Raw genomic sequence first — 26,413 nt, forward strand, 5'->3', positions numbered from 1 at the left:
CATAAAACCGTAAGTACTGATTAAAGTGCACTGCTATTTCTTTTGATTATTCAACATAACAACGCTCACTACTTAGAGGCATACAGGTGGTTGTGTAGACATTAGTCGTTCAACTAGAGTGGCCATGCTAATAGTTGTCATGAAACCCCAGCTTATGCAAAGAATTTGCAAGTAAAATGAAAGTTTAATAAAAACAATTAATTAAAGCGTAGGGTTGCATTGAAAATCCGCGTGCCCCTGCGGCTGCACCGCGCGTTACAATCCCGGGTCGAGGCACCATTTTTCAGAGAGCCCTGCATGAAAATGCGGGGCTTTTTTGTTTCCAAACCACTTTCCTCTATTTTGAAATTTGTGCTCGCGAAAACTCATATGGCGGCTTTTGCGATGAGCATCGTATAATACGAACAATATGCGGTACTGGTTAAGAGAACAGAGCATGAATCGTCGTAAGAAAATTTTCACTAAACTTAAGAAAAAAGATAAGAAAGCTAAGGCTAAACTTCATAAAAGTAATAAGCCAGCTTACATCTCTAAAGCGGAACGGGCAAAGCTTACAGAACAAGAGCACGATGAATTGTCTGTGACAGAAAAAAGTACTAAACCAGTCGACAGATAAAATAGTGGGCAAACTGGGTGATGAAGTTACCTAGCTAAAACAAAGGGATTTTTTATGCCCAGCTGAGGTGAACAATCTCGAATACGTATGTCATAGCGAAACGCCATCATCATCACCACCGTTCCAGCAAAGTTTGCTGCATGTGCATATCTCTTGGTGCTTTCTCATCAACACTATCTTTAACACTTCTTAGCAAGTTAGACACAAATAGCGACTAAAACGCTTTTTTTATAAAAAACTTATGTATGTTCTTGCCTACTTTTCAAATTGGGTACTACGCTTATCTCATGTGTGCAAAGCCAGTTAAGTATAACGTTGTTACCCACCTTGGCTAACAACGTTATGTTGCCTTTGCGCTAGGCTTTATGTCTATTGGCGCTCATAGAATGTGTCCAGCGCTTTGTAATTCGTGAACCAAGTAACGTGCTTAATTATGAAAGAGTACTGTTGAAGTTAAGTCGCAGTGTTTTTTCAAGGAGAGTTTTTTTGTCATTTAATAACTTACCTTCAATGCAGCAAGGAGCTTTAAAGAGCATATATGTACTCTGTGTAGTAGGCATAGCTGCTTCTTGGGCTTTGTTCTTTTTTGTGTCTGCGCTCACAGCGCTTGTGGTACTAACAGGCGTAGTTGTCTTTAGTACTTTCATTTATAGCAAAAGTGCGGATGAAGTTGACGAGGTCTATCCAAATAACGACTCCCAAGCGCAAAGCGAACAAGCGGGTAGTACTGATATCAAAAAAGCGAGCGACGAGCTTGCTGTGTCTTTAAGCACATGTGATAGCAATTTATCGTCCATCAAGTCTACCCAAGATGACGCCGTTGAAACCTTATCCAATGCTTTCAGCAGCTTAAAAGCGCTCGTTGCTCAGCAAATTCAGTGTATTGATGCGTTATTGAGCGTCGATAGTACGCAAACACAATCATATTCAGAACGCATGCGTACGTTTGCACAAGAAACCGATGGAACCCTGACCCAATTTATCGATTCAACCGAGCAAATGTCCTCGTCAACAAAGCACCTAATGGAACAGGTGCAAACCATTCAACAGGCGATGCCTACGGTGATAGATGCACTTAGCGGCATTGATGATATCGCTGCGCAAACCAACTTGTTGGCTCTAAATGCAGCGATAGAAGCGGCAAGGGCAGGCGAAGCGGGCCGTGGTTTTGCCGTTGTTGCTGACGAGGTGCGAGCGCTATCAACTCGTTCAACGCAATTTAGCGACGTAATTAAAACCCAAGTAGAGAATATCCGAAGTTTAGTAGACAAACTCACCGACACTGCAGAATTTGTAGCCTCGCAAGATATATCTCAGGTTGTAAATGCTAAATCACATATAAGCGATCAATTAGCAGAAATCATCAGAAAAGCAGAAGCAGACCTAGTTACTACTAAACAAATTGAAGATATAGGCTCACAGCTTGATGAGTCTATAAACGCGGCCATTCGAGGTATGCAGTTTGGCGATATCAATGGCCAGCATATCCAATATACCCAAGACATGATTACGTTCATCTTAGAACAGCTGGCAACGTTAGATGCCAACAATATTGAGCGTTTCGTCAGCGAATTAAGCGAGTACCAAAAAGGACTCGCAGAAAAAGGTAAAAATGATCACAACCCGGTGTCTGCAACGTCTATGGACGCTGGAGAAGTTGAATTGTTCTAAGCTAAGAAAGGAACAGGATGCACTGTCAGTAATGACATACTTTGGAGAAGTGAGCATATGAGCAAACACATTTTAGTTGTCGACGATTCGGTGTCGATTCGTCAAATGGTTGAGATGACGCTAAAAGGCGCAGGGTATACCGTTACCACAGCCCAAGACGGGCAAGAAGCGCTAGATAAATGTAAGAGTCAGCAATTTAACTTTGTACTCACTGATCAAAATATGCCTCGCATGGATGGCCTTACCCTTATTAAAAACTTGCGTAGTTTGGGCGCGTATAGCAGAACACCAGTTGTCATGCTTACCACAGAAGCGGGCGACGATATGAAAGCAAAGGGTAAGGCCGCTGGTGCAACTGGCTGGATGGTAAAGCCCTTTGATCCAAATAAACTTCTTGATGTAACCAAGCGCGTTTTGGGTTAAGCCAATCTACTAAAACCTTAAGTCTGGAAGGATTCAGAATGAGCATCGATATTGAACAGTTCCACGGCGTATTTTTCGACGAGAGCGACGAGCATCTCGACGATATGGAACAGCTATTGATGAGCCTGGATGTCGAGTCACCTGATCCTGAAGAGCTAAATAGCATTTTTCGCGCTGCCCACTCTATTAAAGGTGGTAGCGGCATTTTCGGCTTTGATGCGTTAATGAATTTAACGCACGTGATGGAAAATTTACTCGATAAAGCCCGCAATAATGAAATTAGTGTAACCGCTGATATTGTCAACGTGCTTTTAGAAACGCTCGATGTTTTAAAAGACACGCTAAATGCTTATCGCGACGAAACCCCAGTTCCAGAAGAAAGTATTGCTGAGCGCATCAGGATACTAAACGGTGTAATGAGTAGGCAAAGTGCTGAACTTACGCCGGGTGGAACACCCGAAGAGGAAAGCTCAAGTACGCAGGCCGAAAGTGTAGAGGATGACAGCTTTGGCTTCTTTGATGACGAGCCTTCTGAGGCTAGTTCAGGCACTGACGACGGTTTTGGCTTTTTCGATGATGAGCCTGTTCACAATCAATCTATTGAAAACAACAAAGACGACGATGATGGCTTTGGGTTCTTCGAAGATGAAAGTACACAAAGCAAAGTTGCTGAATCTCAAGAGGTAAAGCCAGATGAAGCAAATGTTGAAAGTGGTAAAAAAGAGGAAAGTCAGGGCTTTGGCTTTTTCGAAGACGCACCCTCAGCTAGTCACATAAATACTGCAATAGACACAGCCAACAATTCCCACGAGCAACGCGCCAATACACCACAGGAACCAGTAAATGATGCTAAAGCGCCAATGACGGGTGTTGCGGCCTCGAAGGCACCGCTTAAAAACAAACCTAAATCTTCTGCGAAAAAAAGCACTGCTCGAGAGTCGGCTTCAATTCGAGTAGATACCACGAAAATCGACGCCATGGTTAACTTGGTGGGCGAACTGGTTATCACCCAATCAATGCTATCTATGATAGGGCAAGATGTTGAAGGGCAAGTTGGCGAGCGCCTTCAGCTTGCTATTGATGAGCTGCAGCGCAACACCCGAGAAATTCAAGAATCGGTTATGTCTATGCGCATGCTTCCGCTAACTGCAACCTTTAATCGATTCCCTCGTTTAGTAAGAGACTTAGCAGGAAAGTTGGGTAAGCAGGTAGAGTTGGTGCTTCAAGGCGGCAGTACCGAAATTGATAAAAGTTTAATTGAAAAGATTGTCGACCCGCTTACGCACTTAGTGCGCAACAGTATCGATCACGGTATCGAAATGCCCGAAAAGCGTGGGGCTGCCGGCAAGCCAGAGAAAGGCACGGTCATCTTAAGTGCCGAGCAAAAAGGCGGCAGCATTATTATCAGCATTATCGATGATGGTGGTGGTCTTCATCGGGACAAAATTCTTGATAAAGCACGTAGCAACGGGCTTGCGGTATCTGATGATATGCCAGACTCAGAAGTATGGCAGTTGATATTCCAGCCTGGGTTTTCAACCGCAGAAGCCATCACTGATGTATCGGGAAGAGGTGTTGGTATGGACGTGGTGCGCCGCAATATTGAGTCAATTGGCGGACGCATTGATATTGAATCGAGCGCTGGGGAAGGCTCGGCTTTTTTCATTCACCTGCCGCTTACGCTCGCCATTGTTGATGGTATGTGTGTGTCAGTGGGCAAGCAAATTTTTGTTGTTCCCCTTTTAAATATTATTGAATCTTTCCAACCTACAAAGCAGCAGCTGAAAACCTTGGGTAACGACACCGTACTTTACATTCGAGACCAATATTGGCCTTTAGTGCCGCTTTACGACTTTATGGAAGTAGAAGGTGCCGCGCTTTCTCCAACAGAAGGTATCGTGGTGTTACTTGAAAGCAGTAAGAAACGTTTTGGTATTTTAGTTGATGCGCTAGTGGGCCAGCAGCAGGTGGTAATCAAAAGTTTAGAGGAGCACTATCGTAAAGTGGCTGGAATCGCGGGAGCAACCATTATGGGTGACGGTAAAGTCGCACTTATCATTGATGCAGACTCCATCGCAACAACCTACACCTCCAGCCAAATAGAGGAGTTACTTTCATGAGTGAAACTGCCTTGCATCAAGCGGTTACCGGCGGACAAGACAAAGAATACTTAAGTTTTGTGCTAGGTGATGAACACTATGCCTTGGACATTACCACAGTAAAGGAAATCAGAGGGTACGAACAAGTTACCAAAATTGCGAATGCGCCAGCGTTTATCAAGGGCGTGATTAATTTGCGAGGTGACATTGTTCCTATCGTGGATTTGCGCATTAAGTTTAATGTGGGCGAGGCCACTTACAATGATTTCACAATAGTAATAATGCTACACATTCAAGAACGTATTGTTGGCATCGTGGTAGATGGTGTATCCGATGTTATTCGCTTGTCTGAAGAGCAAGTACTTCCGCCACCAGAGTTTGGCGTAGCTTTTGATAGTAGGTATCTACACGGCTTAGCCGATGTAGATGAAAACATGGTCATTTTGGTGAACATAGAGAGCTTAATAACCAGCGAAGAGCTGGGTTTAGTTGCACCTGAAAGCGTTAATGACGACGCGTAGTTACAAGGTCCTTCACTAAACGGAAACACCTGACATTGGGATATATTAGTTATGGGCGTATTTAATTTTCTTAACGGCGAAGAGTTGAAGGTAGCGAAACACGACGCGCTATTGAAATCGAACATTTTAAAAGCGAGTGCCTCAAATCTGTTGGTCATCGACAAGTCCGGGGTTATTCACTACTGCACACCGGCATTCCTTCACATGGCAAAAGCCTACCCTAAAGACTTTTCTGTAGGTGGCGGCGAGACAACATTATCAGGCAAGCACATTGACGATATTACAGTTGGGGCAAGCCCTGCGGAAAATCCGTCTTACTTACTCACCCATGCTCGAGGTGATAACAAACTGCTTGTCTCACTCGCGGAACACAGTTTTTGCGTAAGTACATCTGCAATATTAGCGGAAGAAAACGATACTCAGCTTTTTGTCACAGAATGGCAGGACAACACCGAGAACAAACGCAATAAAGGTATGGTCGATGCCATTATGCGAAGCCAAGCGGTGATTTCGTTCACCACAGACGGCGAAATCTTGTTGGCCAACGATAACTTTTTAGCCGCAATGGGATATAGCGAAAGCGAGGTGGTGGGAAAACACCATCGCATTTTTGTCGACAGTGATTATGCCCAAAGCGAGGAATATCAGCAGTTTTGGAAAAAACTAAAAAGCGGTGACGTGCACAGCGGCGAGTTTTGCAGAATAAACAAGCAAGGCGAAGAGGTGTGGATCCAAGCGACCTACAATCCGGTGTTTGACGATGACGGGAAGGTGGATTACGTCATTAAATTCGCCTCTGACATTACCGCGCAAAAGCAAAAAAATGCAGATTACCAAGGACAAATCACAGCCATTAATAAATCGCAGGCTGTTATTGAGTTCGATCTTGAGGGAAATATTTTAAACGCTAATGAAAATTTTCTCGCCGCAATGGGCTACAGCCTGTCTGAAATTAAAGGGCAACATCATAGTATGTTTGTCGACCCAAGCTACAAGCTAAGTGCGGAATACGCGGCGTTTTGGCAAAGCTTAAAAGCGGGAGAGCACAGCGAGGGGGAATATAAACGGATAGCAAAAGGCGGCAAAGAAATATGGATCCGCGCGTCTTACAACCCCATTTTTGACAGTACAGGCAAGCCATTTAAAGTGGTCAAATTTGCCACCGACGTGACGCAAGATAAGTTAAGAAACGCATATTTCGAAGGGCAAATTAATGCTATTGGTAAATCACAGGCGGTCATTGAATTCGATGTAGATGGGAACATTATTACTGCTAATGAAAACTTCTTAAATACAATGGGCTACCGCCTAGACGAAATCAAAGGTAAGCATCACCAACTATTTGTGGATGAAGAAACCAGACAGTCTGAGTCGTATCAACGTTTTTGGTCAGAACTCAAATCCGGCAAATTCTTCTCTGGCGAGTTTAAGCGAGAAAGTAAATCAGGTAAAAACGTATGGATCCAAGCTTCTTACAACCCCATAGAAGACATGAATGGCAACCCGTTTAGGGTAGTCAAATACGCCACCAATATTACCGAAGATAAAATGAAAAACGCTTACTTTGAGGGCCAGTTGAACGCGATAAGTAAGTCTCAGGCAGTCATTGAGTTTGACCTAGAAGGTTTAATTTTAAACGCGAATAGCAATTTCTTAGCCGCTATGGGCTATACCCTTGATGAAGTAAAAGGAAAACACCACAGTATTTTTGTAGACCCTGCCTTTAAAAATAGCCCTGAATACGCAGCATTCTGGGAGCAGTTGCGCCAAGGCGTCTATGCAAGCGGAGAATATAAGCGCTTTAATAAATCGGGAAAGCCGGTTTATATTCAGGCCTCTTACAACCCTATTTTAGACCAGAACGGCAAGCCGTTTAGAGTAGTAAAATACGCCTCAGACGTAACGGGAAGAACATTAGCAGTAGAAAGTATTAAGTCTATTATGGCTAGCCTATCGGATGGCGATTTACTGAAAACAATAGAAGAGCCATTAGAAGGAGACTTCAAGGTACTTGGTGAGTCTATCAATCACTTTATTTATGAACTGTGCGATACCATAGTGAAAATTCATACTGCCGTCGAAACCATTGATACTGCATCAAATGAAATAGCTACGGGCAACGCTGACCTGTCTAGTCGTACCGAACAGCAAGCGTCTAGCCTTGAAGAAACTGCCTCTGCAATGGAAGAGTTAACGGGCACAGTAAAGTTAAATGCAGAGAACGCCGACCAAGCCAAAGGACTGGCCAGCCAAGCATCGGAAGTGGCATCTGAGGGCGGCAAAATTATTGAGCAAGTGGTTCACACCATGGGTGAGATTAATGACTCTGCCCAGCGCATTTCAGACATTATCGGTGTTATTGACGGCATCGCGTTTCAAACCAACATACTTGCTCTTAACGCAGCTGTTGAAGCTGCACGAGCCGGCGAACAAGGCCGCGGGTTTGCGGTTGTTGCTTCTGAAGTAAGAACGTTGGCACAGCGCTCAGCAGAGGCGGCAAAAGATATTAAGGCACTCATTTCGGCGTCGGTTGATAAGATTGGCGATGGCAATGTATTGGTGAATAAGTCTGGCGAAACCATGGCTAATATCGTCACTGCGATTAAACGCGTTAACGACATTATGTCTGAAATTGCTGCGGCATCATCTGAGCAAGCCACAGGAATACAGGAAGTGAGTAATGCGGTGGTTCAAATGGACGAGATGACCCAACAAAATGCCGCGTTAGTTGAGCAGGCAGCGGCAGCGGCTGACAGTATGAGACAGCAGTCAGGCGAACTAGCGCAACGGGTGTCGGTATTTAAAGTGGGAGGAAGCGGGCGAGAGACCAACCATAAGTCAGACAGCAAGCCTTTAAATAGCAGTCACGAATTACCTAAAGAGCGTGAAGTGCCAAAGCCGGGGATAAAAGCGCTCAATCCTGCCGCGCCTGATGCGACGGACTGGGAGGCTTTTTAGTGTATGTCAGCCATACAAAGCACGGATGCGCAGAGGGAATTTTCATATAGCCGAAGGGACTTTGAACGGGTTAAAAGCCTGCTTTTTAAGCAAGCAGGTATTAATCTGGCCGATTCCAAAGACGCTATGGTCTATAGCCGCCTAGCGAGGCGGCTTCGCACGCTCGAAATAAACAGTTTCAAAGAATATTTAGTTTATGTTGGAAGCTGTGACGATGAAATGGAGCACTTCATTAATGCGCTTACCACTAACCTCACCGCATTTTTCAGAGAGCCGCACCACTTTGAGGCGCTAGCAAATTACCTTCGAAAGCGACCCCAAACTAAACGTATTTGGTGCGCAGCCAGCAGCACGGGTGAAGAGCCTTACAGTATTGCGATGACCGTGGCGTCGGTATTTGGCACCTTTACGCCCAATGTGCAAATACTCGCCACAGACATCGATAGCAAAGTACTTCAGAAGGCCCGCCAGGGCGTTTATGCCCAAAACAGTATTAACCAGCTTTCGCACGATTATAAAACGCAATTTTACTACAAAGGTAAAGGTGCACAAACCGGTAGAGTAAGGGTTGTGGATGAACTGAGAAAAATGGTGCAGTTCGAGACACTAAATTTAATGTCACCAAACTGGTGTTTAGAGGCGCCGATAGACGTAATTTTTTGCCGAAACGTCATGATTTACTTCGACCGACCTACTCAGCGCAAGATTTTAGCTCGCATGGTGAAGTTGATGCATGGGGACGGCATGTATGTGGCAGGGCACTCTGAAAATTTCACCATGTATCCTGAACTTGTCGCTCCCATGGGGAAAACCATTTACCGACCCGTTGTTTAAAAAGGAAGTTGTAGTATGAGTCAGGATGAAAACCCCATACGTTATTTTGATAATCGCCTGCAAAAAGAAGCGGTGAAAATTTTGCCTGGACAGTATTACGCGACGGCTTCAGACAAAGCATTGGTGACTATCCTTGGCTCTTGTGTAGCAGCTTGTATTTTCGATAAAGACAAGAAAATTGGCGGCATGAATCACTTCATGCTGCCCGACCTCAATTTCACAACCAATTTAGACGCCTGCTTAGCCACAAAATATGGCGTACACGCTATGAATATGCTGATAGATCAGCTTGTTCACTTAGGTGCACGTCGCGAAAAACTGGTCGCTAAGGCGTTCGGAGGGGGAAAAGTGTTACCGGGATTTGTGCAGCAAGACATTGGGCGAGTAAACGCCGAATTTGTTCTAGAATATCTAGATAAAGCCAGTATTCCCCTTATAAGCAGCGATTTAATGTCTAACTATGCACGCAAAATTTATTATTTTCCGGCCGACGGAAATGTTTATATGAAGCGAATTCGAGAATTCAATAATGCTACGCTCTACGAGCGTGAGTCTGCGCATCGTGTTTTACTCTCTGAGCAAGCTAAAACTGGTGTTATTTCATTTTCGGAACAGTCAGATGCCCATAAAAGTCCTCGTCGTTGATGACTCTGCGTTAATTCGCCAAATTCTTTCAGAGATAGTGGTGCAAGCCCCAGAGTTAACATTGGTAGGGGCGGCGCCCGATGCCTATGTAGCAAAGCGAATGGTTCAAGAGTTTAGGCCCGATGTTATAACCCTAGACATTGAAATGCCAAAGGTAGACGGGCTTCGTTTTTTAGAAGTGATGATGAAGGCAATGCCAACCCCGGTGGTGATGATTTCTACGCTTACCGAGCGAGGTGCCGATGCAACACTGCGGGCATTAGAATTAGGAGCGGTTGATTTTATCGCAAAGCCCAAACTAGGTGTGGCGCAAGGTATGACCGAATATGCCGCAGTTATCGTTGAAAAGATAAAAGCAGCAGCCCACTCAAAGTTAGGCCATCCTACTGAAACTCGCTGTACTAAGCATGCTTCCATGCGGTACACGGGCACAGAAAAGCTGATTGGTATAGGTGCCTCAACCGGGGGAACCGAAGCGATTAAAGATGTCATCATGCATTTTCCTCGCAATGCTCCGGCAACTATCATCTCCCAGCATATGCCACCGGGCTTTACTACCACCTATGCCAGACGACTTGATAGCCTTTGCGAAATAACCGTAAGAGAAGCACGGGGAGGAGAGCGCTTGTTACCAGGCTTTGCTTATTTAGCGCCTGGTAACAAACACTTAAAAGTAGAGCGAAGTGGGGCTGACTACCGCTTAACTCTTGATGATGGCCCTAAGGTGTCAGGGCACAAGCCCTCTGTTGATGTGATGTTTGATTCACTCGCTGAGTATGCAGGTGCAAACGCAGTAGGTGTATTACTTACTGGCATGGGACGTGATGGAGCAAAAGGTTTGAAGAATATGCACACTAAAGGCTCTGTCACTTTCTGCCAAGATGAAAAAACCTGTGTTGTGTACGGTATGCCGAAAACCGCCGTAGAAATGAAAGCTGCAAGTTTCATAAAGCCTTTAGAAGAAATTTCAGACGCTATACTCGATACACTCGAAGCATTAGGAGCGAGTAGTCGGCTTTAAGATGCCCTTATCCCTCTGCTTCCCTGGCGCTCTAATAATTTCCTTACCAATTGCCCTATTCAAATCTCATGTTTTCCTGTTTTAATTAATCTGTCGCAAATGTCACTAAAGCAATAGTTTGATAAAAGTATTCAAAAGTATAATTGTTGAATGTAAGAAATAAATCATACTTTGATTGTGTTTTGTACAGCCGTTAACGCGGCAGTAACAATTGAGGTGGGTTGTGGTCGCTATAGCAGCAAATTATTTGGATAACTTTTTCTCTAATAAAAGCAACGCTTTCATAGTGGCTTTTTTAATGATGTTAGGAAGCTGGAGTTTATCCTTTACATCGGCAGCGCATTTGGGCCTTGCACTTAGCTCTGCCTGTGTGATTTTTCTTTTGTTTGTATTACTGAAGGTGACAAATGTAAGCCAGACATCAGAAATTTCTGGCACTAACCATTTTGCAGTACAACATTCCACATCCCCCGCCACTTTGTCAGACACAGATGCTATGTCTATTGTAGTATCCGAGGCTAGCGACATATTGTCGGTCTCCTCATCTAACCTTAGTGATATTTTTTCTACGCAAAGCGATGCGGTGGGAACGTTAAGCGAATCGTTCATTTCACTTCAAACATTACTGGGGCAACAGGAAACAAGTATCAATAACCTGCTTACCGATGATGAAAATAGTGATTGTGCCTACGCCGACAAAATGCGCACATTTGCCTCTGATACAGATGCTACGCTAACCCAATTTATTGCTTCGACCAGCGAGATGACAGATTCTACAAGAGCGTTAGAAACTCAAGTCCAAACAATTCAGCAGGCAATGCCTACTGTTATCGAAGCCTTAAGTGGGATCGATGATATTTCCTCTCAGACAAACTTGTTGGCACTGAATGCGGCTATTGAAGCGGCGCGTGCAGGTGAGGCCGGCCGCGGGTTTGCCGTTGTTGCTGATGAGGTTCGTGCGCTTTCTACCCGCTCTACACAATTCAGCGACGTAATAAAAACCCAAATAGAAAACATTCGGTCACTTATCGACAAACTTACCGAAACTGCAGAAGTTGTTGCTTCTCAGGACATTTCTCACGTCGTTAACGCAAAAGATGCGATTAGCGAGCAGCTCAAAGGCATCATAAAAAAAGCAGAAGCAGACATACAAGGTGCTAGTGAACTTGAGGCTATTCGGCAACAGTTGGCTGATGCAACAGCAGCGGCAATAAGAGGTTTACAGTTTGGCGATATTAATGGGCAAAACCTTACGTATACCCGCGAGATCATTGAATTCATCGTTGAGCAACTTTCAGAGCTCAGCCCTGAAAGTGCAACTCGCGTGCGAGAGAACCTGGAAAACTATCAACACTCTCTAACTGAGAAAGGGCAAGCAGACCACAACCCGGTCTCTGCTACTTCTATGGATGCGGGTGATGTGGAGCTTTTTTAGCGGCAACAAAAAAGCTCTTCGAAGCAACGTAAGAGCAATTTTGACAATTCAAAAGGTGATTGAATTATGAGCAAAAGCATATTGATTGTTGACGACTCAGTATCTATTCGTCAGATGGTTGAAATGACCCTTAAGTCAGCGAACTACAACGTAACTACAGCACAAGACGGTCAGGATGCGTTAGACAAATGTCAGGGGGCTCGATTTGATTTCGTACTTACCGATCAAAACATGCCTCGCATGGATGGGTTGACGCTAATCAAGTCGCTAAGAGGGCTAGCTAATTTTCGCTCGACGCCAATTGTCATGCTAACTACGGAAGCTGGTGACGATATGAAGGCCAAAGGTAAGGCGGCGGGGGCTACGGGGTGGATGGTGAAGCCCTTTGATCCAAACAAGCTGTTAGATGTGATGAAGCGAGTGTTGGGCTAATCGAGCGTCGGTTTCAATAGGGCAAGCGGGAGTCAATCATGACCATTGATGTAAACCAGTTTCACGGTGTGTTTTTTGATGAGAGTGACGAGCACCTTCAAGACATGGAGCAGTTGCTCATGACTTTGGATGTGGACTCTCCCGACCCCGAAGAATTAAACAGTATCTTTAGAGCGGCGCACTCCATAAAAGGTGGCAGCGGTATCTTCGGCTTCGACGCTTTAATGAATCTTACCCATGTTATGGAGAATCTGCTCGACAAAGCGCGTAACCAAGAGATTCAAGTTACGGCAGATATCGTCGATATTTTCCTGCAAACCCTCGACGTACTTAAAGACACAATATCGGCATACAAAGAGCAAACAGAACTTCCCCAAGAACAAATTGATGCAAGCATTAAGGTACTTGAAGATACGCTTGCTAGTGCATCTGGTGTAGTCACGCATGAGCCTAATGAGCAAACCGAAGATATTGAAGATGCTTCGGACAACGAGATTGAAGGTTTTGGACTCTTTGAAGATGATGAAGTGACAGCAGAGAAACAAGCTGAAGCGTCGCCTGAGGCCAGTAAAAACGACGAAGGCTTTGGCTTCTTCGAGCCTGAAAACCTCCCTGTAAAAACAGAGGTAACCCAAACAGTTGCACCTAAACAACCTATCGTTAAGCCGGTCAAAACCAAGCCCAAAGAGGCGGCAAAAGAAGCCGCGTCAATTCGTGTAGACACTACAAAAATTGATGCCATGGTTAACCTGGTCGGCGAACTCGTGATTACTCAATCGATGCTTTCTAACGTAGGCCAGGAAGTTGAAGGACAGGTGGGCGAACGCTTACAGCTCGCGATAGACGAGCTACAGCGCAATACCCGTGAGATACAAGAATCGGTGATGTCTATGCGTATGTTACCGGTGAACATGACATTTAATCGCTTCCCCCGTGTGGTACGTGATTTGTCTTCGAAGCTAGGCAAAAAAGTCGACTTGGTTATTCAAGGGGGCAACACTGAAATTGATAAGAGCCTTATCGAAAAGCTGGTCGACCCGCTTACTCATTTAGTTAGAAACAGTATTGACCACGGTATAGAAAGCCCTGAAGAGCGCCTTGAAGCAGGTAAATCTGAAAACGGAACCGTTATTTTAAGTGCAGAGCAAAAAGGCAGTAGCATCATCATCGGTATTATTGATGACGGTGCGGGTTTAAACAAAGCGCGTATCTTAGAAAAAGCCACGCAAAACGGGCTAGCCGTTACACCAGACATGCCAGACAGTGAAATTTGGCAGCTTATATTCCAAGCGGGTTTTTCAACCGCAGCGGAGGTTACTGATGTGTCGGGCCGTGGCGTGGGTATGGACGTAGTGCGCCGAAATATCGAATCTATTGGCGGACGCATTGAAATCGAATCGTCGCAAGGCGAGGGCTCGGCCTTTTATATCCACTTACCCCTTACGCTCGCCATTGTGGACGGTATGTGCGTGTCAGTTGGCGATCAGATTTTTGTCATCCCGCTGCTTAACGTAATCGAGTCTTTCCAGCCCACCGCTTCCCAAGTAAAAACACTCGGCAATGACAAGGTACTGTGGATAAGAGACCAGTACTGGCCACTGGTGTCGCTTACCCAGCTAATGCAAGTCGATGACGGCATTATCGAACCAACCAAAGGCATAGTGGTATTGCTAGAAAGCAGTAAAAAACGTTACGGCGTACTGGTGGACTCTTTGGTAGGTCAGCAACAAGTCGTCATCAAGAGCTTAGAGCAACATTACAAAAAAGTCGCAGGGATAGCAGGGGCTACCATCATGGGCGATGGCAAGGTCGCGATGATTTTGGATGCCGATTCGGTAGCAGCAAATTGTACCAATATCCCAAATGAAGAGGTTTCACTATGAGCGAAGCAGCATTACAGCAAGCCGTTAGTGCGTCAAAAGAGAATGAATTCTTAAGTTTTGTATTAGGCGAAGAACACTACGCTTTAGACATCACGACGGTAAAAGAAATTCGCGGCTATGAGCAGGTCACCAAAATTGCCAATGCGCCAAGTTTTATTAAAGGTGTAATAAATCTGCGTGGCGACATTGTGCCTATCGTGGATCTGCGCATTAAGTTCAATGTAGGCGAGGCAACCTATAACGACTTTACTATCGTTATTATGCTCAATGTGCACGAGCGGATTGTTGGTATCGTAGTCGACGGCGTCTCTGACGTGATCCGCCTTTCTGAGGAAGACATGCTTCCTCCGCCAGAGTTCGGGGTGGCGTTCGATAGTAAATATCTTCATGGGCTGGCGGATGTGGACGAACACATGGTTATTTTAGTGAATATTGAGAGCTTAATTACCAGTAACGAATTGGGCTTAGTTGAAACAAAAACACAAACGGTTGAGGGCTGAGACAATGGGAATCATGACGTGGTTAGAAGACTTCACGAAGGCAACGGATGTAAACCAAGCTTTGAGAAACAAGCAGGCGCTTGATGCTACCACTTGCTGCATCATGATGGCCGACGCCGATAGAAATATTATTTATGCTAATCAGTCGGTAAAAACTCTGCTTAAAGAGAACGAAAAGAAACTACAGGCTGTTCTTCCCAGTTTTTCGGCTGATAATTTGGAAGGTCAGAACATCGACCAATTTCATCGTAATCCGTCTCACCAGCGCAATATTCTAGCTGAACTGAAGTCAACGATGACGTCTACAATAAGCATAGGCGACTTAAACTTTAAGCTTACGTTAACGCCTTTTTTCGACCAAGAGAATAAAAACATAGGCACTATGGTTGAATGGGTTGACCAATCTGAGCTACTTATCAAAAGTACCATGCTTAATGTATTAAACGACGCTCAAGCGGTGATCGAGTTTAATGCAGACGGTGTAATCCAAAACGCAAACGAAAACTTCCTAAATGCGCTTGGCTATAGCCTTAACGAAATTGTAGGCAATCATCATAAAATGTTCTGTGATAACCAGTACATTCGCACGGAGGAATACTCACAATTTTGGCGCGATCTCAAAGCGGGTAAGCCGCAAAGTGGAGAATTTTGCCGTTTTGACAAAATCGGTAAAGAGATTTGGATACAAGCCACTTATAACCCGGTATTTGACGGTGATGGTAAGGTTATTCGGGTCGTTAAATTCGCTACCGATATCACGGCTAATAAATTGCGCAACGCCTATTTCGAAGGGCAAATTGAAGCAATAAATAAAGCTCAGGCGGTTATTGAATTTGACCTTGACGGAAAAATTCTGAACGCCAACGAAAACTTTATCAATACGGTTGGTTACAGCCTAGATGAAATTGTTGGCAAACATCACAGCATGTTTGTAGACGATGAGTATAAGCGTAGCGTTGAATATAGCCAGTTTTGGGAGCAGCTACGTCAAGGCGTACAGTTTACCGACGAGTTCAAGCGCGTAGGCAAAGGCGGCAAGGAAATTTGGATCCAGGCATCATACAACCCCATTTTAGATCAAAACGGCAGACCCCATCGCGTAGTGAAATACGCCATTGATATCACGGGCAGAAAGCAAGCCATTAGCGATATTAAAACGGCCATGAACGAATTGGTTCAGGGGAACTTAGACTGCCGAATTGAGCATGAATTCGATGGCGAGTTTAAAGAACTCGGCACGTCAATCAACCGCTTTATTGACGATATGCGCCGCATTATCGGTTCAATCAGCGATGTAATGACTCGCTTATCCGGTGGCGACTTAACGGCAGAACTGGACGAACAGTTTGAAGGTGAGTTTCAGGTATTGGGCGATGCCATAAACCAGTTTGTCGGAGAAATGTCTGGCACTATAGGGTCCATTTACGAAGCGGTAGAAACCATCAATACTGCGTCTTCAGAAATCGCTACGGGTAACTCAGACCTTTCAAGCCGGACTGAACAACAAGCATCTAGCCTTGAAGAAACCGCTTCAAGCATGGAAGAACTGACTGGTACAGTAAAACTCAACGCTGAAAATGCTGAACAAGCCAACAGTTTAGCGTCCCAAAGTTGCGAAATCGCAACTCGCGGCGGTGAGCTAATCCGTCAGGTTGTAGATACCATGTCGTCGATCAACGAGTCAGCGCAAGAGATTTCAGACATTATCGGTGTAATTGACGGCATTGCATTTCAAACCAACATTCTTGCATTAAATGCAGCCGTAGAGGCAGCGCGAGCGGGCGAGCAGGGCCGTGGCTTTGCGGTAGTGGCGTCAGAAGTACGAAGCTTAGCACAGCGCTCTGCTGAAGCGGCAAAAGAAATTAAGGAGCTTATTTCAGATTCAGTGAACAAAATTGATGGGGGGAATAAACTCGTCAATCAGTCTGGCGATACCATGGAAGAGGTGGTGACCTCTATTAAGCGAGTCAACGACATTATGTCTGAAATTGCGGCGGCGAGCTCTGAGCAGGCTTCGGGTATTGAAGAGGTCAGTAAAGCGGTAGTACAGATGGATGAAATGACGCAACAAAATGCGGCCCTTGTAGAAGAAGCGGCGGCAGCCGCCGAAAGCTTACAACAGCAAGCGGGTAATTTATCTGAGCGTGTATCTACATTTAACATTGGCGATAAAGCTGCTATTGAAGAAGCTAAAGCGCAAAGAAAGCCTCATGTATTAACAGATAAAAAAGTGGCTTCAGTGGCCATGCTAAAAACAAATAAGAAGTTAGCTCCAAAAGTGCCAAATAACGATGAATGGGAGTCTTTTTAGTTAGCGAAAGGCGAATTCTTTAATAAGGAATTCGCCTTTTTTATTACTTGACGTTTTATTCAGCGCTTCAAACACGTAGCGCTACAAAAGATAGGTGATGCTATGGGTGTTTTTAATATATTTCACAATGAAGAATTGGTGGCTGCGCAAAGTCTTTCACGGTTTCAAGAGCAGGCGCTGAGCGAGAGTACGGCGTGTTTGATGCTGGTGGACGCGTCGGGAACAATAACCTTCGCTAACAAAGCGTTTAGACAACTTGCAGCAGAGCACAGGGCACAATTTTCTCGCTCACTTCCTAATATTAATCTTGAGGAATTGACCGGCACCTCGATTGTAGGTTTTTTTTCTAGTAGCAGAGAATTAAGCCAGCGATATAGCACCTGTAATAGTAGCGACACCTTTTTACTGCCGATAGACAACCTGTTGTTTACACTAAGGCTCACCACAATTAAAAGCGTTGAGGGCGAGAAACTTGGCACTATGGTGGAATGGATAAACGACCAAGAACTGCAGCATAAAACCGGCCTACTGGAGGGCCTCGACCGTTGCCAAGCCATAATCTCGTTTACCCCAGATGGCATTGTTGAAGATGCTAACGATAACTTTCTCAAGGTAACAGGTTATTCAAAAGAGGACATTGTCGGTAAGCATCACCGATTATTTGTGCTGCCTGATTATGGCGTGTCTGAAGAATACAGTCGCTTTTGGGAAGACCTAAGAAATGGTGAACGCAGCAGTGGAGAGTACTGCCGTGTAGCAAAAAACGGTGACAAAATTTGGATCCAAGCCTCTTACAACCCTATTTACGACAAACTGGGTAATATTATTCGCGTAGTTAAGTTCGCAACTGACATTACGGCGGAAAAACGTAAAAACGTGGATTATGAAGGGCAAATAAACGCAATCGATAAATCTCTAGCTGTTATCGAGTTTGACCTAGAAGGGGTAATCCAACACGCCAACGAAAACTTCTGTAATACAACGGGTTATGACTTAAGTGAGATAAAGGGGCAACATCATAGTATGTTTGTTGAGCCCAATTACAAAATGAGCCCCGAATATGCCGCATTTTGGCGTGACTTGAAAAAGGGGGAATTTAAGTCTGGCGAGTTTAAGCGGGTAAAAAAAGACGGTAGCGAGCTTTGGATCCAGGCGTCTTACAACCCTATTTTTGACGAGTTCGGCCAGCCCCAGAAAGTGGTGAAGTACGCATCCGATGTCACTGAACAAAAACTACAAAATGCATTTAACACAGGTCAGATAGATGCGATAAGTAAATCGCAAGCCGTCATCGAGTTCGACCCTAACGGCAATATTGTGACCGCAAACGATAATTTTTTGGCTACGGTTGGGTATGCACTAGATGAGATTCAGGGAAAACACCACCGCATTTTCGTCACCAAACAAGAGCGTGAATCTGAAGAATATCGCAGCTTTTGGAAGAAGTTAGCTGAAGGCCAGTTTTATTCAGGTGAGTTTCATCGTGTTGCCAAAGATGGTTCTGATGTATGGATTCAGGCAACCTATAACCCCATTTTAGATATGAGTGGTAATGTAGTAAAAGTGGTGAAATACGCGAGCAACATTACCGAACAAAAAGTAAAAAACGCCTATTTTGAAGGGCAGCTAGCGGCCATAGGAAAGTCTCAAGCGGTTATTGAATTTAACATGGACGGCATTATCCAAGATGCCAATGAAAACTTTCTAAATACGGTGGGCTATACCTTAGAAGAGATCAAAGGGAAGCACCATAGTATGTTTGTCGATTCGTCATATCGTGCTAGCCCTGAGTATGCGGCATTTTGGGATGCGTTGCGCAGTGGCACCTACTCTTCTGGTGAGTACCGCAGAGTTGGCAAAAACGGCAAAGAGATCTTTATTCAAGCTACCTATAACCCCATTTTAGACCACAATGGTAAACCCTTCCGCGTAGTTAAATTTGCTACTGACATTACAGGCCGAACTCAGGCAGTTGATGAAATTAAGCACGTAATGACTAAGCTTACCGAGGGCGATCTCACCGTCAACATCGACCATGCATTAGATGGCGATTTTGCTGTCTTAGGTGAAGCAATAAATCAATTTATCAATGAAATGCGCGGCACCATCACCAATATTAACGAAGCCGTAGAGACTATTAATGTAGCTTCAGGCGAGATAGCAACGGGTAATGCCGACTTATCAAGCCGCACAGAGCAACAAGCGTCAAGCCTTGAAGAAACAGCGTCGAGCATGGAAGAGCTAACCGGAACCGTAAAGCTTAACGCCGAGAATGCTGAGCAAGCCAACGGCCTTGCAGCGCAGGCAAGTCAAATTGCCTCTCAGGGGGGAGAGGTTATCAGTGAAGTTGTGGATACCATGACGCAGATAAACGATTCTGCTCAGGAAATCTCAGACATCATAGGTGTGATTGACGGCATTGCGTTCCAAACTAACATACTGGCGTTAAACGCCGCAGTAGAGGCTGCGCGAGCAGGGGAGCAGGGTCGAGGGTTTGCGGTTGTAGCCTCTGAAGTGCGCAACCTAGCGCAGCGCTCTGCCGAAGCTGCGAAAGACATTAAAGAGTTAATTTCTGACTCGGTCAGTAAAATTGCAAGCGGTAATCAGTTGGTAGTGAAATCCGGTGAGACTATGGCTGAAGTTGTGACCTCGATTAAACGAGTGAACGACATTATGTCTGAAATTGCAGCGGCGTCTGCAGAGCAAGCTGCGGGGATAGAGGAAGTCAGTAAAGCCGTAGTTCAGATGGATGAAATGACCCAGCAGAACGCTGCGCTAGTGGAAGAAGCTGCTGCTGCGGCCGATAGTCTTAAACAGCAATCACTGCAATTGAATGAACGGGTCTCAGTATTTGAAGTAGGAAAAGGGCTAAGCAGTGACCAACAGCATGTCGCGGCCCTCACCCACGGAGATTTTCGACAGCCGCAGCGCTTATCTGCAGCACCAGCTCAGCGAGCGTCTCAAGCGAAGGCGCTAACACCGGCTATGCCTGACGAAGCAGAGTGGGAGTCATTCTAATGACAGTGGCTGTTTCAAAGAAAGATAGCACCAGGGAGTTCGCCTTTGAAAAGGCGGACTTCAAAAACGTGCAGAAAATGTTGTTCAAAAAAGCAGGGATCAACTTATCTGACGCGAAAGAAGCGATGGTGTATAGCAGACTTGCACGTAGGATAAGGGCAAGAAATCTGCGTAGCTTTAATGACTACCTTGCTTTAGTCAACAAGTCGGAATCGGAGTTAGAGCAGTTCATCAATGCCTTAACCACGAATCTAACGTCTTTTTTTCGAGAGCCGCATCACTTTACTGCGCTGGCTGATTATCTTAGCCAGCATAACGTTACTAACATTTGGTGCGCTGCCAGCTCAACCGGCGAAGAGCCTTATTCAATCGCGATGGTAGTGGCTGAAGCGTACGGCAGTTTTAAAACGCCAGTAAAGATCATCGCGTCCGACATAGACAGTAAAGTTCTGGCTAAAGCTAAGGCTGGCGTTTACCCCTTAGCCTCTATTGCAAAAATACCCCAACATCGTCAAAAGCAGTTTTTCCACAAAGGGAAAGGGGCTAACGAAGGCAAAGTAAAAGTGGTGGATGAGCTTCGTAACATGGTGCAGTTCAAAAAACTTAATCTGACCGATGCTAGATGGGACGTTAAGGGGCCGCTTGACGTTATATTTTGCCGAAATGTGATGATTTATTTTGATAAGCCTACGCAGCTAAAAGTACTGCAAAAAATGGTCGGCATGCTGAAGCCATCGGGATTATATATGGCCGGACATTCTGAAAATTTCAATATGTATACTAATCTTGTGAGACCGGTGGGGAAAACCATTTATCGCCCCGTCGATTAGGAGAGACAGTGGCGTCGACCAATTTTGAACTGCCTATAAGCTACTACGACAAGCGTTTTTCTATAGAAGCGGTAAAGTTGTTACCTGGACAATTCTTTGTAACCTCACAGGACAAAATGTTGGTCACGGTACTCGGTTCTTGCGTTGCAGCGTGTTTGTTCGACCCTACGACGGGAATAGGCGGTATGAATCATTTTATGCTGCCAACTGTGAATAAGTTGGCTGACGAATTTGAGCAAGCGCAGGGAATGGCAGCAAAGTATGGTGTGCACGCAATGGAAATTCTCATTAACGAGCTGGTTAAAGTAGGCGCAAAAAAGGAACGACTTAAAGCCAAAGTTTTTGGGGGAGGAAAGGTTGTGCCCTCTTTCGTTCAAAATGATGTGGGTAAATTTAATGCTGAATTCGTAACTCAGTTCTTAGAAACCGAGGGCATACCAATTTTAGCGAGCGACCTATGTGATGTGTACGCTCGTAAAGTGTACTTTTTTCCAAGTAACGGCAATGTGTTGATGAAGCGTATTCACGAGCTAAACAACGCAACCATTATTGAGCGAGAAAGCCGGCACCGCTGGGAGTTATCAAAACAGGCGCCAAGCGGCAGTGTAGATTTATTCGAGGATTAGTCATGACAATAAAAGTGTTGGTGGTAGATGATTCAGCGCTTATTCGCCAAATACTCAGTGAAATCATAAAGAGTGAGCCAGACATGGCACTTGTCGGTGCCGCACCTGATGCGTTTGTAGCGAAAAAGCTGGTGCTCGAGAAATCCCCCGATGTCATAACATTAGATATAGAAATGCCAAAAGTGGATGGTCTACGTTTTCTCGAAGTGCTTATGAATGCCAGGCCAACACCTGTGGTTATGATTTCTACGCTGACAGAAAAGGGGGCGGAAGCCACGTTACGCTCACTGGAACTCGGGGCAATAGACTTTGTTGCCAAACCTAAAATCGGTGTGGCTCAAGGTATGGCAGAATACCACGAGTTAATTGTTGACAAAATTAGAACGGCCGCACGTTCAAAAGTAAAAAAAGCCTCGCCAGCTAAGGTATCTTCCGTCAATAAGGTGAGTTACTCGGGAACAGAAAAGCTTATTGCGATAGGCGCCTCGACTGGCGGTACCGAAGCTATAAAAGAGGTGCTGCGAACCTTCCCAGCAAATGCCCCTGCAACGGTGATAACCCAGCACATGCCGGCAGGCTTCACCTCTACCTATGCACGGCGGCTAGACTCTGTGTGTCAAATGCAGGTTAAAGAAGCGAAGGGCGGCGAGCGTTTACTTCCTGGTCAGGCATATCTAGCACCTGGCGACAAGCACATGGAAATAGAAAGAAGCGGAGCCGATTATCGTATCAGGCTTACCGACGGGCCGAGAGTATCGGGTCATAAGCCCTCTGTCGATGTTCTATTTAATTCGTTATGTAAGAGTGCAGGTAGCAACGCGATAGGTGTGTTGTTAACAGGAATGGGGAGCGATGGGGCCAATGGACTTCTCGAATTATTTAACGCTGGTTGTGAGACGTTTTGTCAAGATGAAGCAAGCTGTATTGTATTTGGTATGCCTAAGGTTGCTATTGATAAAGGGGCTGCTAGGCAAGTTTTGAGTTTAGATGGTATGGGCAAAGCGGTTATGCAAACCGTAGAGAAACTCTCAGCAGGCAGCCGCTTGTAAGTGTAGTAAGTAAATACTTACAAAATGCAATATCTGTCCTAAAAACTGTAAAAGTATTGTTATAACTTCACTTGTTACAAAAAAGTTTAGGTGTTCTAATACGATGTCTTAACAAGTAGGTAACGCTGCTTCAGAATGCTGTTGCTGAAGCCGATACTATGGATAGGCTTACTTTTAAGTGCGTAAAAATATAAAAATCAATACGTAAGTGGAATGGTAAGGTGAAGCGTTGTCGCCATAATAATATAAAAGACAACGGTTTATGTGTGATAGTGGTGGCAAAGCAATCAAAGTTTTATTACTACGTATATTTTGCTGTACCTAATAACAAAAAAAGGCCTGCTATATTTCTTACAGATTTTAGAGCAAATATATGCTCATTCTTACGGTATGACACTAACCCGGGATTATAACGAGTAGTTGGGGACTCTTATGAAACAGCAAACGCTAATAGCGCTATCGGCTTTAATTTTTTCTTCGTCAGTTTTAGCAAATGGCGGTTTTGAACCGAACAAGAAAGCGTGCGTTAACGTCGGAAAAGAAATCACTCGCGTAAGCACCGAAATGGGCGTCGCAAAGTCAGGCATTCAGAAGTCATGGCTTAAGCGTCAGTTAAGTGCATTAGAAACTAAACGCAACTCATGTAGTACAAAAGGCTTCAAAGCTAACCAGCCAGAGTTAGCAAAGCTTTAATCGCTAGGTGTTTTGTAACCAAAAAGTCTTACCATGGTAAGACTTTTTTTGTTTGTAAAGTAGGTATAGTTAGTCGGTCACTATGCGTATTAATTCATTAAGCGAAACTATACTGTGATCAGGTGCAAGCCCTAACGGGTACATGATTTTGCCCGAACGCTCTACAAACGTAGTTTGCATACCTGTCGCCTTAGCGCCACTCACATCCCAGCCATGGGCAGCTACCATCATGGCATCTTCGTTCTTTACGTTAGCTTGCTGGCAGGCCCAGTGATAAACCGCAGCATGTGGTTTGTAGGTACGTACACTTTCCACACTTAATACATGGGAAAAATAGGGCTTAATATTGGCAAACTCAAGCTGTGCGTCTAGTCCGGCTTGAGAGGAATTTGAAAGCGCGACCAAGGTTACACCAGCACTTTGAAGCGCCTTTAATGTAGGAACAACATCGTCGTGCGCTGGCAATCGGGTAATATGCTGTTTGATGGTATCTATTGCGGTAGCCTCATCAACAGATATATCCTTACTGTGAGCTACCATGGTAAGTGCTGCGGCTCCAATATCAATGAAATCGTGAAACTGTCCAGACGCAACATCTACTAAGCTGTGATGCAAAAGGTTAGCAAACCATAAGTCTACCAGTGTCTCATCGCCGTTTAGCACCGACGCTAAGCCTGTTTTTATGGCCTGCATGTCTAGTAGTGTTTCATTAATATCGAAGAAAATAACCTTTGGCGTCACGATTCACCTTCCTATAGTTGATGATAGTAAACGGTACGTTTCGTTTTTAGCTTGTTCGTTGCTTATACCACTGTAAAACAGAATTGGTTTTGATAAAGCACATTACGACCAATGTCGATGAATTGGCGTTGGAGGAGGTCATGAGGATATTGGGAACGCGCAACACTGAAAATACAGTTCGCGCGTTTTTTATTTAAGCTAATTACTGTTGGAACGGTTACCCATATCAATCGACATGGCTATATCATCGAGTATGTCGTTTAGCCCCGTAATCTTCTCGTTAGCAATGAATACGCTCATCTGCGACTCAACCACAATATGGTCGGAAGTAGCATCATTTTCAAAGGTATTGTCTAACGCGTTCTGTACGCGGTCGAAAAACTCTCGCGCACTTCGTTCTTCAATATTGTGCAGACACAAAATAAATTGCTCGGTACCAAATCGCCCTAAAATATCGTTACCGCGGGTAACATTTTGAAGAGTTTGTGCAATTTGTCGTAATACTAAATCACCTTTTGTTGACCCCATTTTCCGCGTTATTTCACGCAGGTTGCTAATGTCGAATATAGCAATGGCAATGGCCCGGCCTCTTTTCGGCGCATCAAGCTTGTTAATGCGAGCTATCGCCGAATTCGCATTAAGCAGCAGGGTAACGGGATCGATGGCTTTGCGCGCAAGGTGTTTTCTACGAAGTACGTAGCCAGTAATACCGCTTACCAGAAGAAAAATAATAATAGCGGTGTACAGCGTGTTCTTTCGTTGTTTTTCCGCTTGTTCAATCGCAGATTCCAAATCATAAATGCGGGTATACAAGTTAGCAGCACCAATAATTAAGGCCGAGTCTTGCGTAACTTCACGGCGCTTAGTCACTTCTTTAGAGTAGAACTCGTGCGCTTCTTTCGCCTTAGCTAAGTCCTGCAGTGCGATATACATGGATACGTTGAAACTAAGGTAATCCAAATTTGAACGAAAGACCGGCGGTATAGCATCATCATTTAACGCTTCAATACCTGATATGTACTGCTTAATACAGGTGAGATCGTTGTCATGTAAGCAAATCTCAGCTTTGTGCCAGTTAACAAGAAGCTCGCCAAACGAACTCGAGATGTTCGAAGACGCTTTTTCTAAATCGGGAAGGGTGTAAGTAAGTCGGTTGTAGTTTTGTGTTTTTCTATAGTAAATAGACAGTGCATACTGATACAAGAAGTTGGTTAGCGGTGTGTCTATTTCGCTATTGAGTACACCTAGTTCTAAAATGCTCTGATAAGCTTTGTCGGTTTGGCCGCTACTTAACAGCGATACAATAGCACTAATAAGAATACTTACCTTGTTGCTGCCCTCGTATACAAGCAAGCCCATTTCATGCGCTTTTAAATATTGCTCTGCTGCTAAGGCATGTTGCTCTAAACCGCCATATAGTAAACCAATTGCGTTGTGAATATGCGCTAATTCACCGGGGCTGCCGTTGTTTGAATAACGCTTAAGCACACCAAACATCTTACCTAATCTTATTTCAGGTGAAGTGGTTTCTGAACAGTAGTTAATTAGTCCTAAAGAAGAGCTGGTAAAGATATCGCTGTGGCGCTCGGGCGATGATAGTTCTTGGGCTTGTTGGTAGTACTTACAGCGTGCTGGGTTTTCTCTGGCGTCATAAGAAAAGCCAATTTGATAAATAGCCGATGCAAACGCATAAGAACTTTGATCAATATTGCTTTGCATAATGGCTTTAAGCAGCATAGTTTCAGCTTCTTCATACTTACCACGGCAAATTAGAAACTGCCCTTTGGCTACGGTTAAGGCAAAACGTTGTTGTGATGTCAGGCGTTCTAAAGCGAGCGTTTGTTCTAGCTCTGGCAGCAACGATTGACTTGGGCAATCGTAAGATGGCGCTCGAACTTTATCGATTACCATATCAATATCACTATTCGCCAGCGCACAAGAGGCAAATAGCAAACTGAAAAAAAATAGGGTTGTTAAATAAAGCCTTCGAACCATAGGGGAGAACGTTTACGTTTTTTCTTTATAATATCCATTTGAGTTGCGAACTACTACATGAAGCCCTTAAAACTTACGGCTTTTTTGTGTCTTTCTGCGTATTTTGTGTCTG

21 protein-coding genes are annotated in these 26,413 nt (G+C 44.6%); 19 read left to right on the plus strand and 2 right to left on the minus strand.

All coding sequences use genetic code 11. The annotated features are described in order from the left end of the window. Positions 1–436: 436 nt before the first annotated feature. The 19 genes from ACXAGV_RS15630 (at position 437) to ACXAGV_RS15720 (ending at position 23,565) form a co-directional block, all read left to right on the plus strand. Positions 437–616, plus strand: a complete 180-nt coding sequence (locus ACXAGV_RS15630; protein ID WP_474857357.1) for a DUF2986 domain-containing protein — start codon at positions 437–439, stop codon at positions 614–616. Positions 617–1,615: 999 nt separating this feature from the next. Beyond that, positions 1,616–2,287 (plus strand): methyl-accepting chemotaxis protein, encoded by a 672-nt coding sequence (locus ACXAGV_RS15635; RefSeq protein WP_474874060.1) that lies wholly within the window; start codon positions 1,616–1,618, stop codon positions 2,285–2,287. Between the two features lie 57 nt (positions 2,288–2,344). After that, positions 2,345–2,710 carry a response regulator gene (locus tag ACXAGV_RS15640; RefSeq protein WP_071816745.1) on the plus strand — a complete coding sequence of 122 codons (366 nt, stop codon included), beginning with the start codon at positions 2,345–2,347 and terminating at the stop codon, positions 2,708–2,710. Between the two features lie 38 nt (positions 2,711–2,748). Next, complete coding sequence (locus tag ACXAGV_RS15645; RefSeq protein WP_474874037.1) at positions 2,749–4,830, plus strand: chemotaxis protein CheW; 2,082 nt, start codon at positions 2,749–2,751, stop codon at positions 4,828–4,830. After that, on the plus strand, positions 4,827–5,330 hold the full coding sequence (locus tag ACXAGV_RS15650; protein ID WP_474874038.1) for a chemotaxis protein CheW: 504 nt from the start codon (positions 4,827–4,829) through the stop codon (positions 5,328–5,330). Before ACXAGV_RS15645 ends, ACXAGV_RS15650 begins: the two co-directional genes overlap by 4 nt. Before the next feature lie 474 nt (positions 5,331–5,804). Beyond that, on the plus strand, positions 5,805–8,288 hold the full coding sequence (locus ACXAGV_RS15655; protein ID WP_474874061.1) for a methyl-accepting chemotaxis protein: 2,484 nt from the start codon (positions 5,805–5,807) through the stop codon (positions 8,286–8,288). Positions 8,289–8,291: 3 nt separating this feature from the next. Then, positions 8,292–9,122 carry a CheR family methyltransferase gene (locus ACXAGV_RS15660; protein WP_474874039.1) on the plus strand — a complete coding sequence of 277 codons (831 nt, stop codon included), beginning with the start codon at positions 8,292–8,294 and terminating at the stop codon, positions 9,120–9,122. Between the two features lie 15 nt (positions 9,123–9,137). Beyond that, positions 9,138–9,767 carry a chemoreceptor glutamine deamidase CheD gene (gene cheD / locus ACXAGV_RS15665; RefSeq protein WP_474874040.1) on the plus strand — a complete coding sequence of 210 codons (630 nt, stop codon included), beginning with the start codon at positions 9,138–9,140 and terminating at the stop codon, positions 9,765–9,767. After that, a complete protein-coding gene (locus ACXAGV_RS15670) occupies positions 9,742–10,788 on the plus strand; it encodes a protein-glutamate methylesterase/protein-glutamine glutaminase (protein WP_474874041.1) in 1,047 nt (348 codons plus the stop codon). Before cheD (ACXAGV_RS15665) ends, ACXAGV_RS15670 begins: the two co-directional genes overlap by 26 nt. A 223-nt stretch (positions 10,789–11,011) precedes the next feature. Then, complete coding sequence (locus ACXAGV_RS15675) at positions 11,012–12,223, plus strand: methyl-accepting chemotaxis protein (RefSeq protein WP_474874042.1); 1,212 nt, start codon at positions 11,012–11,014, stop codon at positions 12,221–12,223. 66 nt (positions 12,224–12,289) lie between these two features. Beyond that, complete coding sequence (locus ACXAGV_RS15680; protein ID WP_039217225.1) at positions 12,290–12,655, plus strand: response regulator; 366 nt, start codon at positions 12,290–12,292, stop codon at positions 12,653–12,655. Positions 12,656–12,693: 38 nt separating this feature from the next. Continuing rightward, positions 12,694–14,538: a chemotaxis protein CheA gene (locus ACXAGV_RS15685; protein WP_474874043.1), complete on the plus strand. Its 1,845-nt coding sequence runs from the start codon at positions 12,694–12,696 to the stop codon at positions 14,536–14,538. Beyond that, positions 14,535–15,038 carry a chemotaxis protein CheW gene (locus ACXAGV_RS15690; protein WP_179982088.1) on the plus strand — a complete coding sequence of 168 codons (504 nt, stop codon included), beginning with the start codon at positions 14,535–14,537 and terminating at the stop codon, positions 15,036–15,038. Before ACXAGV_RS15685 ends, ACXAGV_RS15690 begins: the two co-directional genes overlap by 4 nt. Before the next feature lie 4 nt (positions 15,039–15,042). After that, positions 15,043–17,349, plus strand: a complete 2,307-nt coding sequence (locus ACXAGV_RS15695; RefSeq protein ID WP_474874044.1) for a methyl-accepting chemotaxis protein — start codon at positions 15,043–15,045, stop codon at positions 17,347–17,349. A gap of 102 nt (positions 17,350–17,451) precedes the next feature. Continuing rightward, the gene (locus tag ACXAGV_RS15700) at positions 17,452–20,367 is read left to right on the plus strand and encodes a methyl-accepting chemotaxis protein (RefSeq protein ID WP_474874045.1); all 2,916 of its coding nucleotides are present in this window, start codon (positions 17,452–17,454) and stop codon (positions 20,365–20,367) included. Next, entirely contained in the window at positions 20,367–21,197 is an 831-nt protein-coding gene (locus tag ACXAGV_RS15705; RefSeq protein ID WP_474874046.1) for a CheR family methyltransferase, read from the plus strand. The genes ACXAGV_RS15700 and ACXAGV_RS15705 overlap by 1 nt, the downstream gene beginning before the upstream one ends. Positions 21,198–21,205: 8 nt before the next feature. Continuing rightward, a complete protein-coding gene (gene cheD / locus ACXAGV_RS15710; RefSeq protein WP_474874047.1) occupies positions 21,206–21,823 on the plus strand; it encodes a chemoreceptor glutamine deamidase CheD in 618 nt (205 codons plus the stop codon). 2 nt (positions 21,824–21,825) lie between these two features. Beyond that, positions 21,826–22,872 carry a protein-glutamate methylesterase/protein-glutamine glutaminase gene (locus ACXAGV_RS15715; protein WP_474874048.1) on the plus strand — a complete coding sequence of 349 codons (1,047 nt, stop codon included), beginning with the start codon at positions 21,826–21,828 and terminating at the stop codon, positions 22,870–22,872. A gap of 432 nt (positions 22,873–23,304) precedes the next feature. Further along, a complete protein-coding gene (locus ACXAGV_RS15720) occupies positions 23,305–23,565 on the plus strand; it encodes a hypothetical protein (RefSeq protein ID WP_474874049.1) in 261 nt (86 codons plus the stop codon). A 69-nt stretch (positions 23,566–23,634) separates the two neighbouring features. On the opposite strand, the gene ACXAGV_RS15725 is transcribed toward ACXAGV_RS15720, so the two are convergent. Beyond that, positions 23,635–24,306 carry a haloacid dehalogenase type II gene (locus ACXAGV_RS15725; RefSeq protein WP_474874050.1) on the minus strand — a complete coding sequence of 224 codons (672 nt, stop codon included), beginning with the start codon at positions 24,304–24,306 and terminating at the stop codon, positions 23,635–23,637. Between the two features lie 198 nt (positions 24,307–24,504). Continuing rightward, positions 24,505–26,217, minus strand: a complete 1,713-nt coding sequence (locus ACXAGV_RS15730) for a GGDEF domain-containing protein (RefSeq protein ID WP_474874051.1) — start codon at positions 26,215–26,217, stop codon at positions 24,505–24,507. Positions 26,218–26,413: the final 196 nt, after the last annotated feature.

Source organism: Alteromonas sp. ABH4_453, from assembly GCF_056160665.1.

Coding starts and splice junctions, on each gene's coding strand:
- ACXAGV_RS15630 (WP_474857357.1), top strand. CDS start 437: ATGAATCGTCGTAAGAAAATTTTCACTAAACTTAAGAAAAAAGATAAG.
- ACXAGV_RS15635 (WP_474874060.1), top strand. CDS start 1,616: ATGTCCTCGTCAACAAAGCACCTAATGGAACAGGTGCAAACCATTCAA.
- ACXAGV_RS15640 (WP_071816745.1), top strand. CDS start 2,345: ATGAGCAAACACATTTTAGTTGTCGACGATTCGGTGTCGATTCGTCAA.
- ACXAGV_RS15645 (WP_474874037.1), top strand. CDS start 2,749: ATGAGCATCGATATTGAACAGTTCCACGGCGTATTTTTCGACGAGAGC.
- ACXAGV_RS15650 (WP_474874038.1), top strand. CDS start 4,827: ATGAGTGAAACTGCCTTGCATCAAGCGGTTACCGGCGGACAAGACAAA.
- ACXAGV_RS15655 (WP_474874061.1), top strand. CDS start 5,805: ATGGTCGATGCCATTATGCGAAGCCAAGCGGTGATTTCGTTCACCACA.
- ACXAGV_RS15660 (WP_474874039.1), top strand. CDS start 8,292: ATGTCAGCCATACAAAGCACGGATGCGCAGAGGGAATTTTCATATAGC.
- cheD (WP_474874040.1), top strand. CDS start 9,138: ATGAGTCAGGATGAAAACCCCATACGTTATTTTGATAATCGCCTGCAA.
- ACXAGV_RS15670 (WP_474874041.1), top strand. CDS start 9,742: ATGCCCATAAAAGTCCTCGTCGTTGATGACTCTGCGTTAATTCGCCAA.
- ACXAGV_RS15680 (WP_039217225.1), top strand. CDS start 12,290: ATGAGCAAAAGCATATTGATTGTTGACGACTCAGTATCTATTCGTCAG.
- ACXAGV_RS15685 (WP_474874043.1), top strand. CDS start 12,694: ATGACCATTGATGTAAACCAGTTTCACGGTGTGTTTTTTGATGAGAGT.
- ACXAGV_RS15690 (WP_179982088.1), top strand. CDS start 14,535: ATGAGCGAAGCAGCATTACAGCAAGCCGTTAGTGCGTCAAAAGAGAAT.
- ACXAGV_RS15695 (WP_474874044.1), top strand. CDS start 15,043: ATGGGAATCATGACGTGGTTAGAAGACTTCACGAAGGCAACGGATGTA.
- ACXAGV_RS15700 (WP_474874045.1), top strand. CDS start 17,452: ATGGGTGTTTTTAATATATTTCACAATGAAGAATTGGTGGCTGCGCAA.
- ACXAGV_RS15705 (WP_474874046.1), top strand. CDS start 20,367: ATGACAGTGGCTGTTTCAAAGAAAGATAGCACCAGGGAGTTCGCCTTT.
- ACXAGV_RS15715 (WP_474874048.1), top strand. CDS start 21,826: ATGACAATAAAAGTGTTGGTGGTAGATGATTCAGCGCTTATTCGCCAA.
- ACXAGV_RS15720 (WP_474874049.1), top strand. CDS start 23,305: ATGAAACAGCAAACGCTAATAGCGCTATCGGCTTTAATTTTTTCTTCG.
- ACXAGV_RS15730 (WP_474874051.1), bottom strand. CDS start 26,217: ATGGTAATCGATAAAGTTCGAGCGCCATCTTACGATTGCCCAAGTCAA.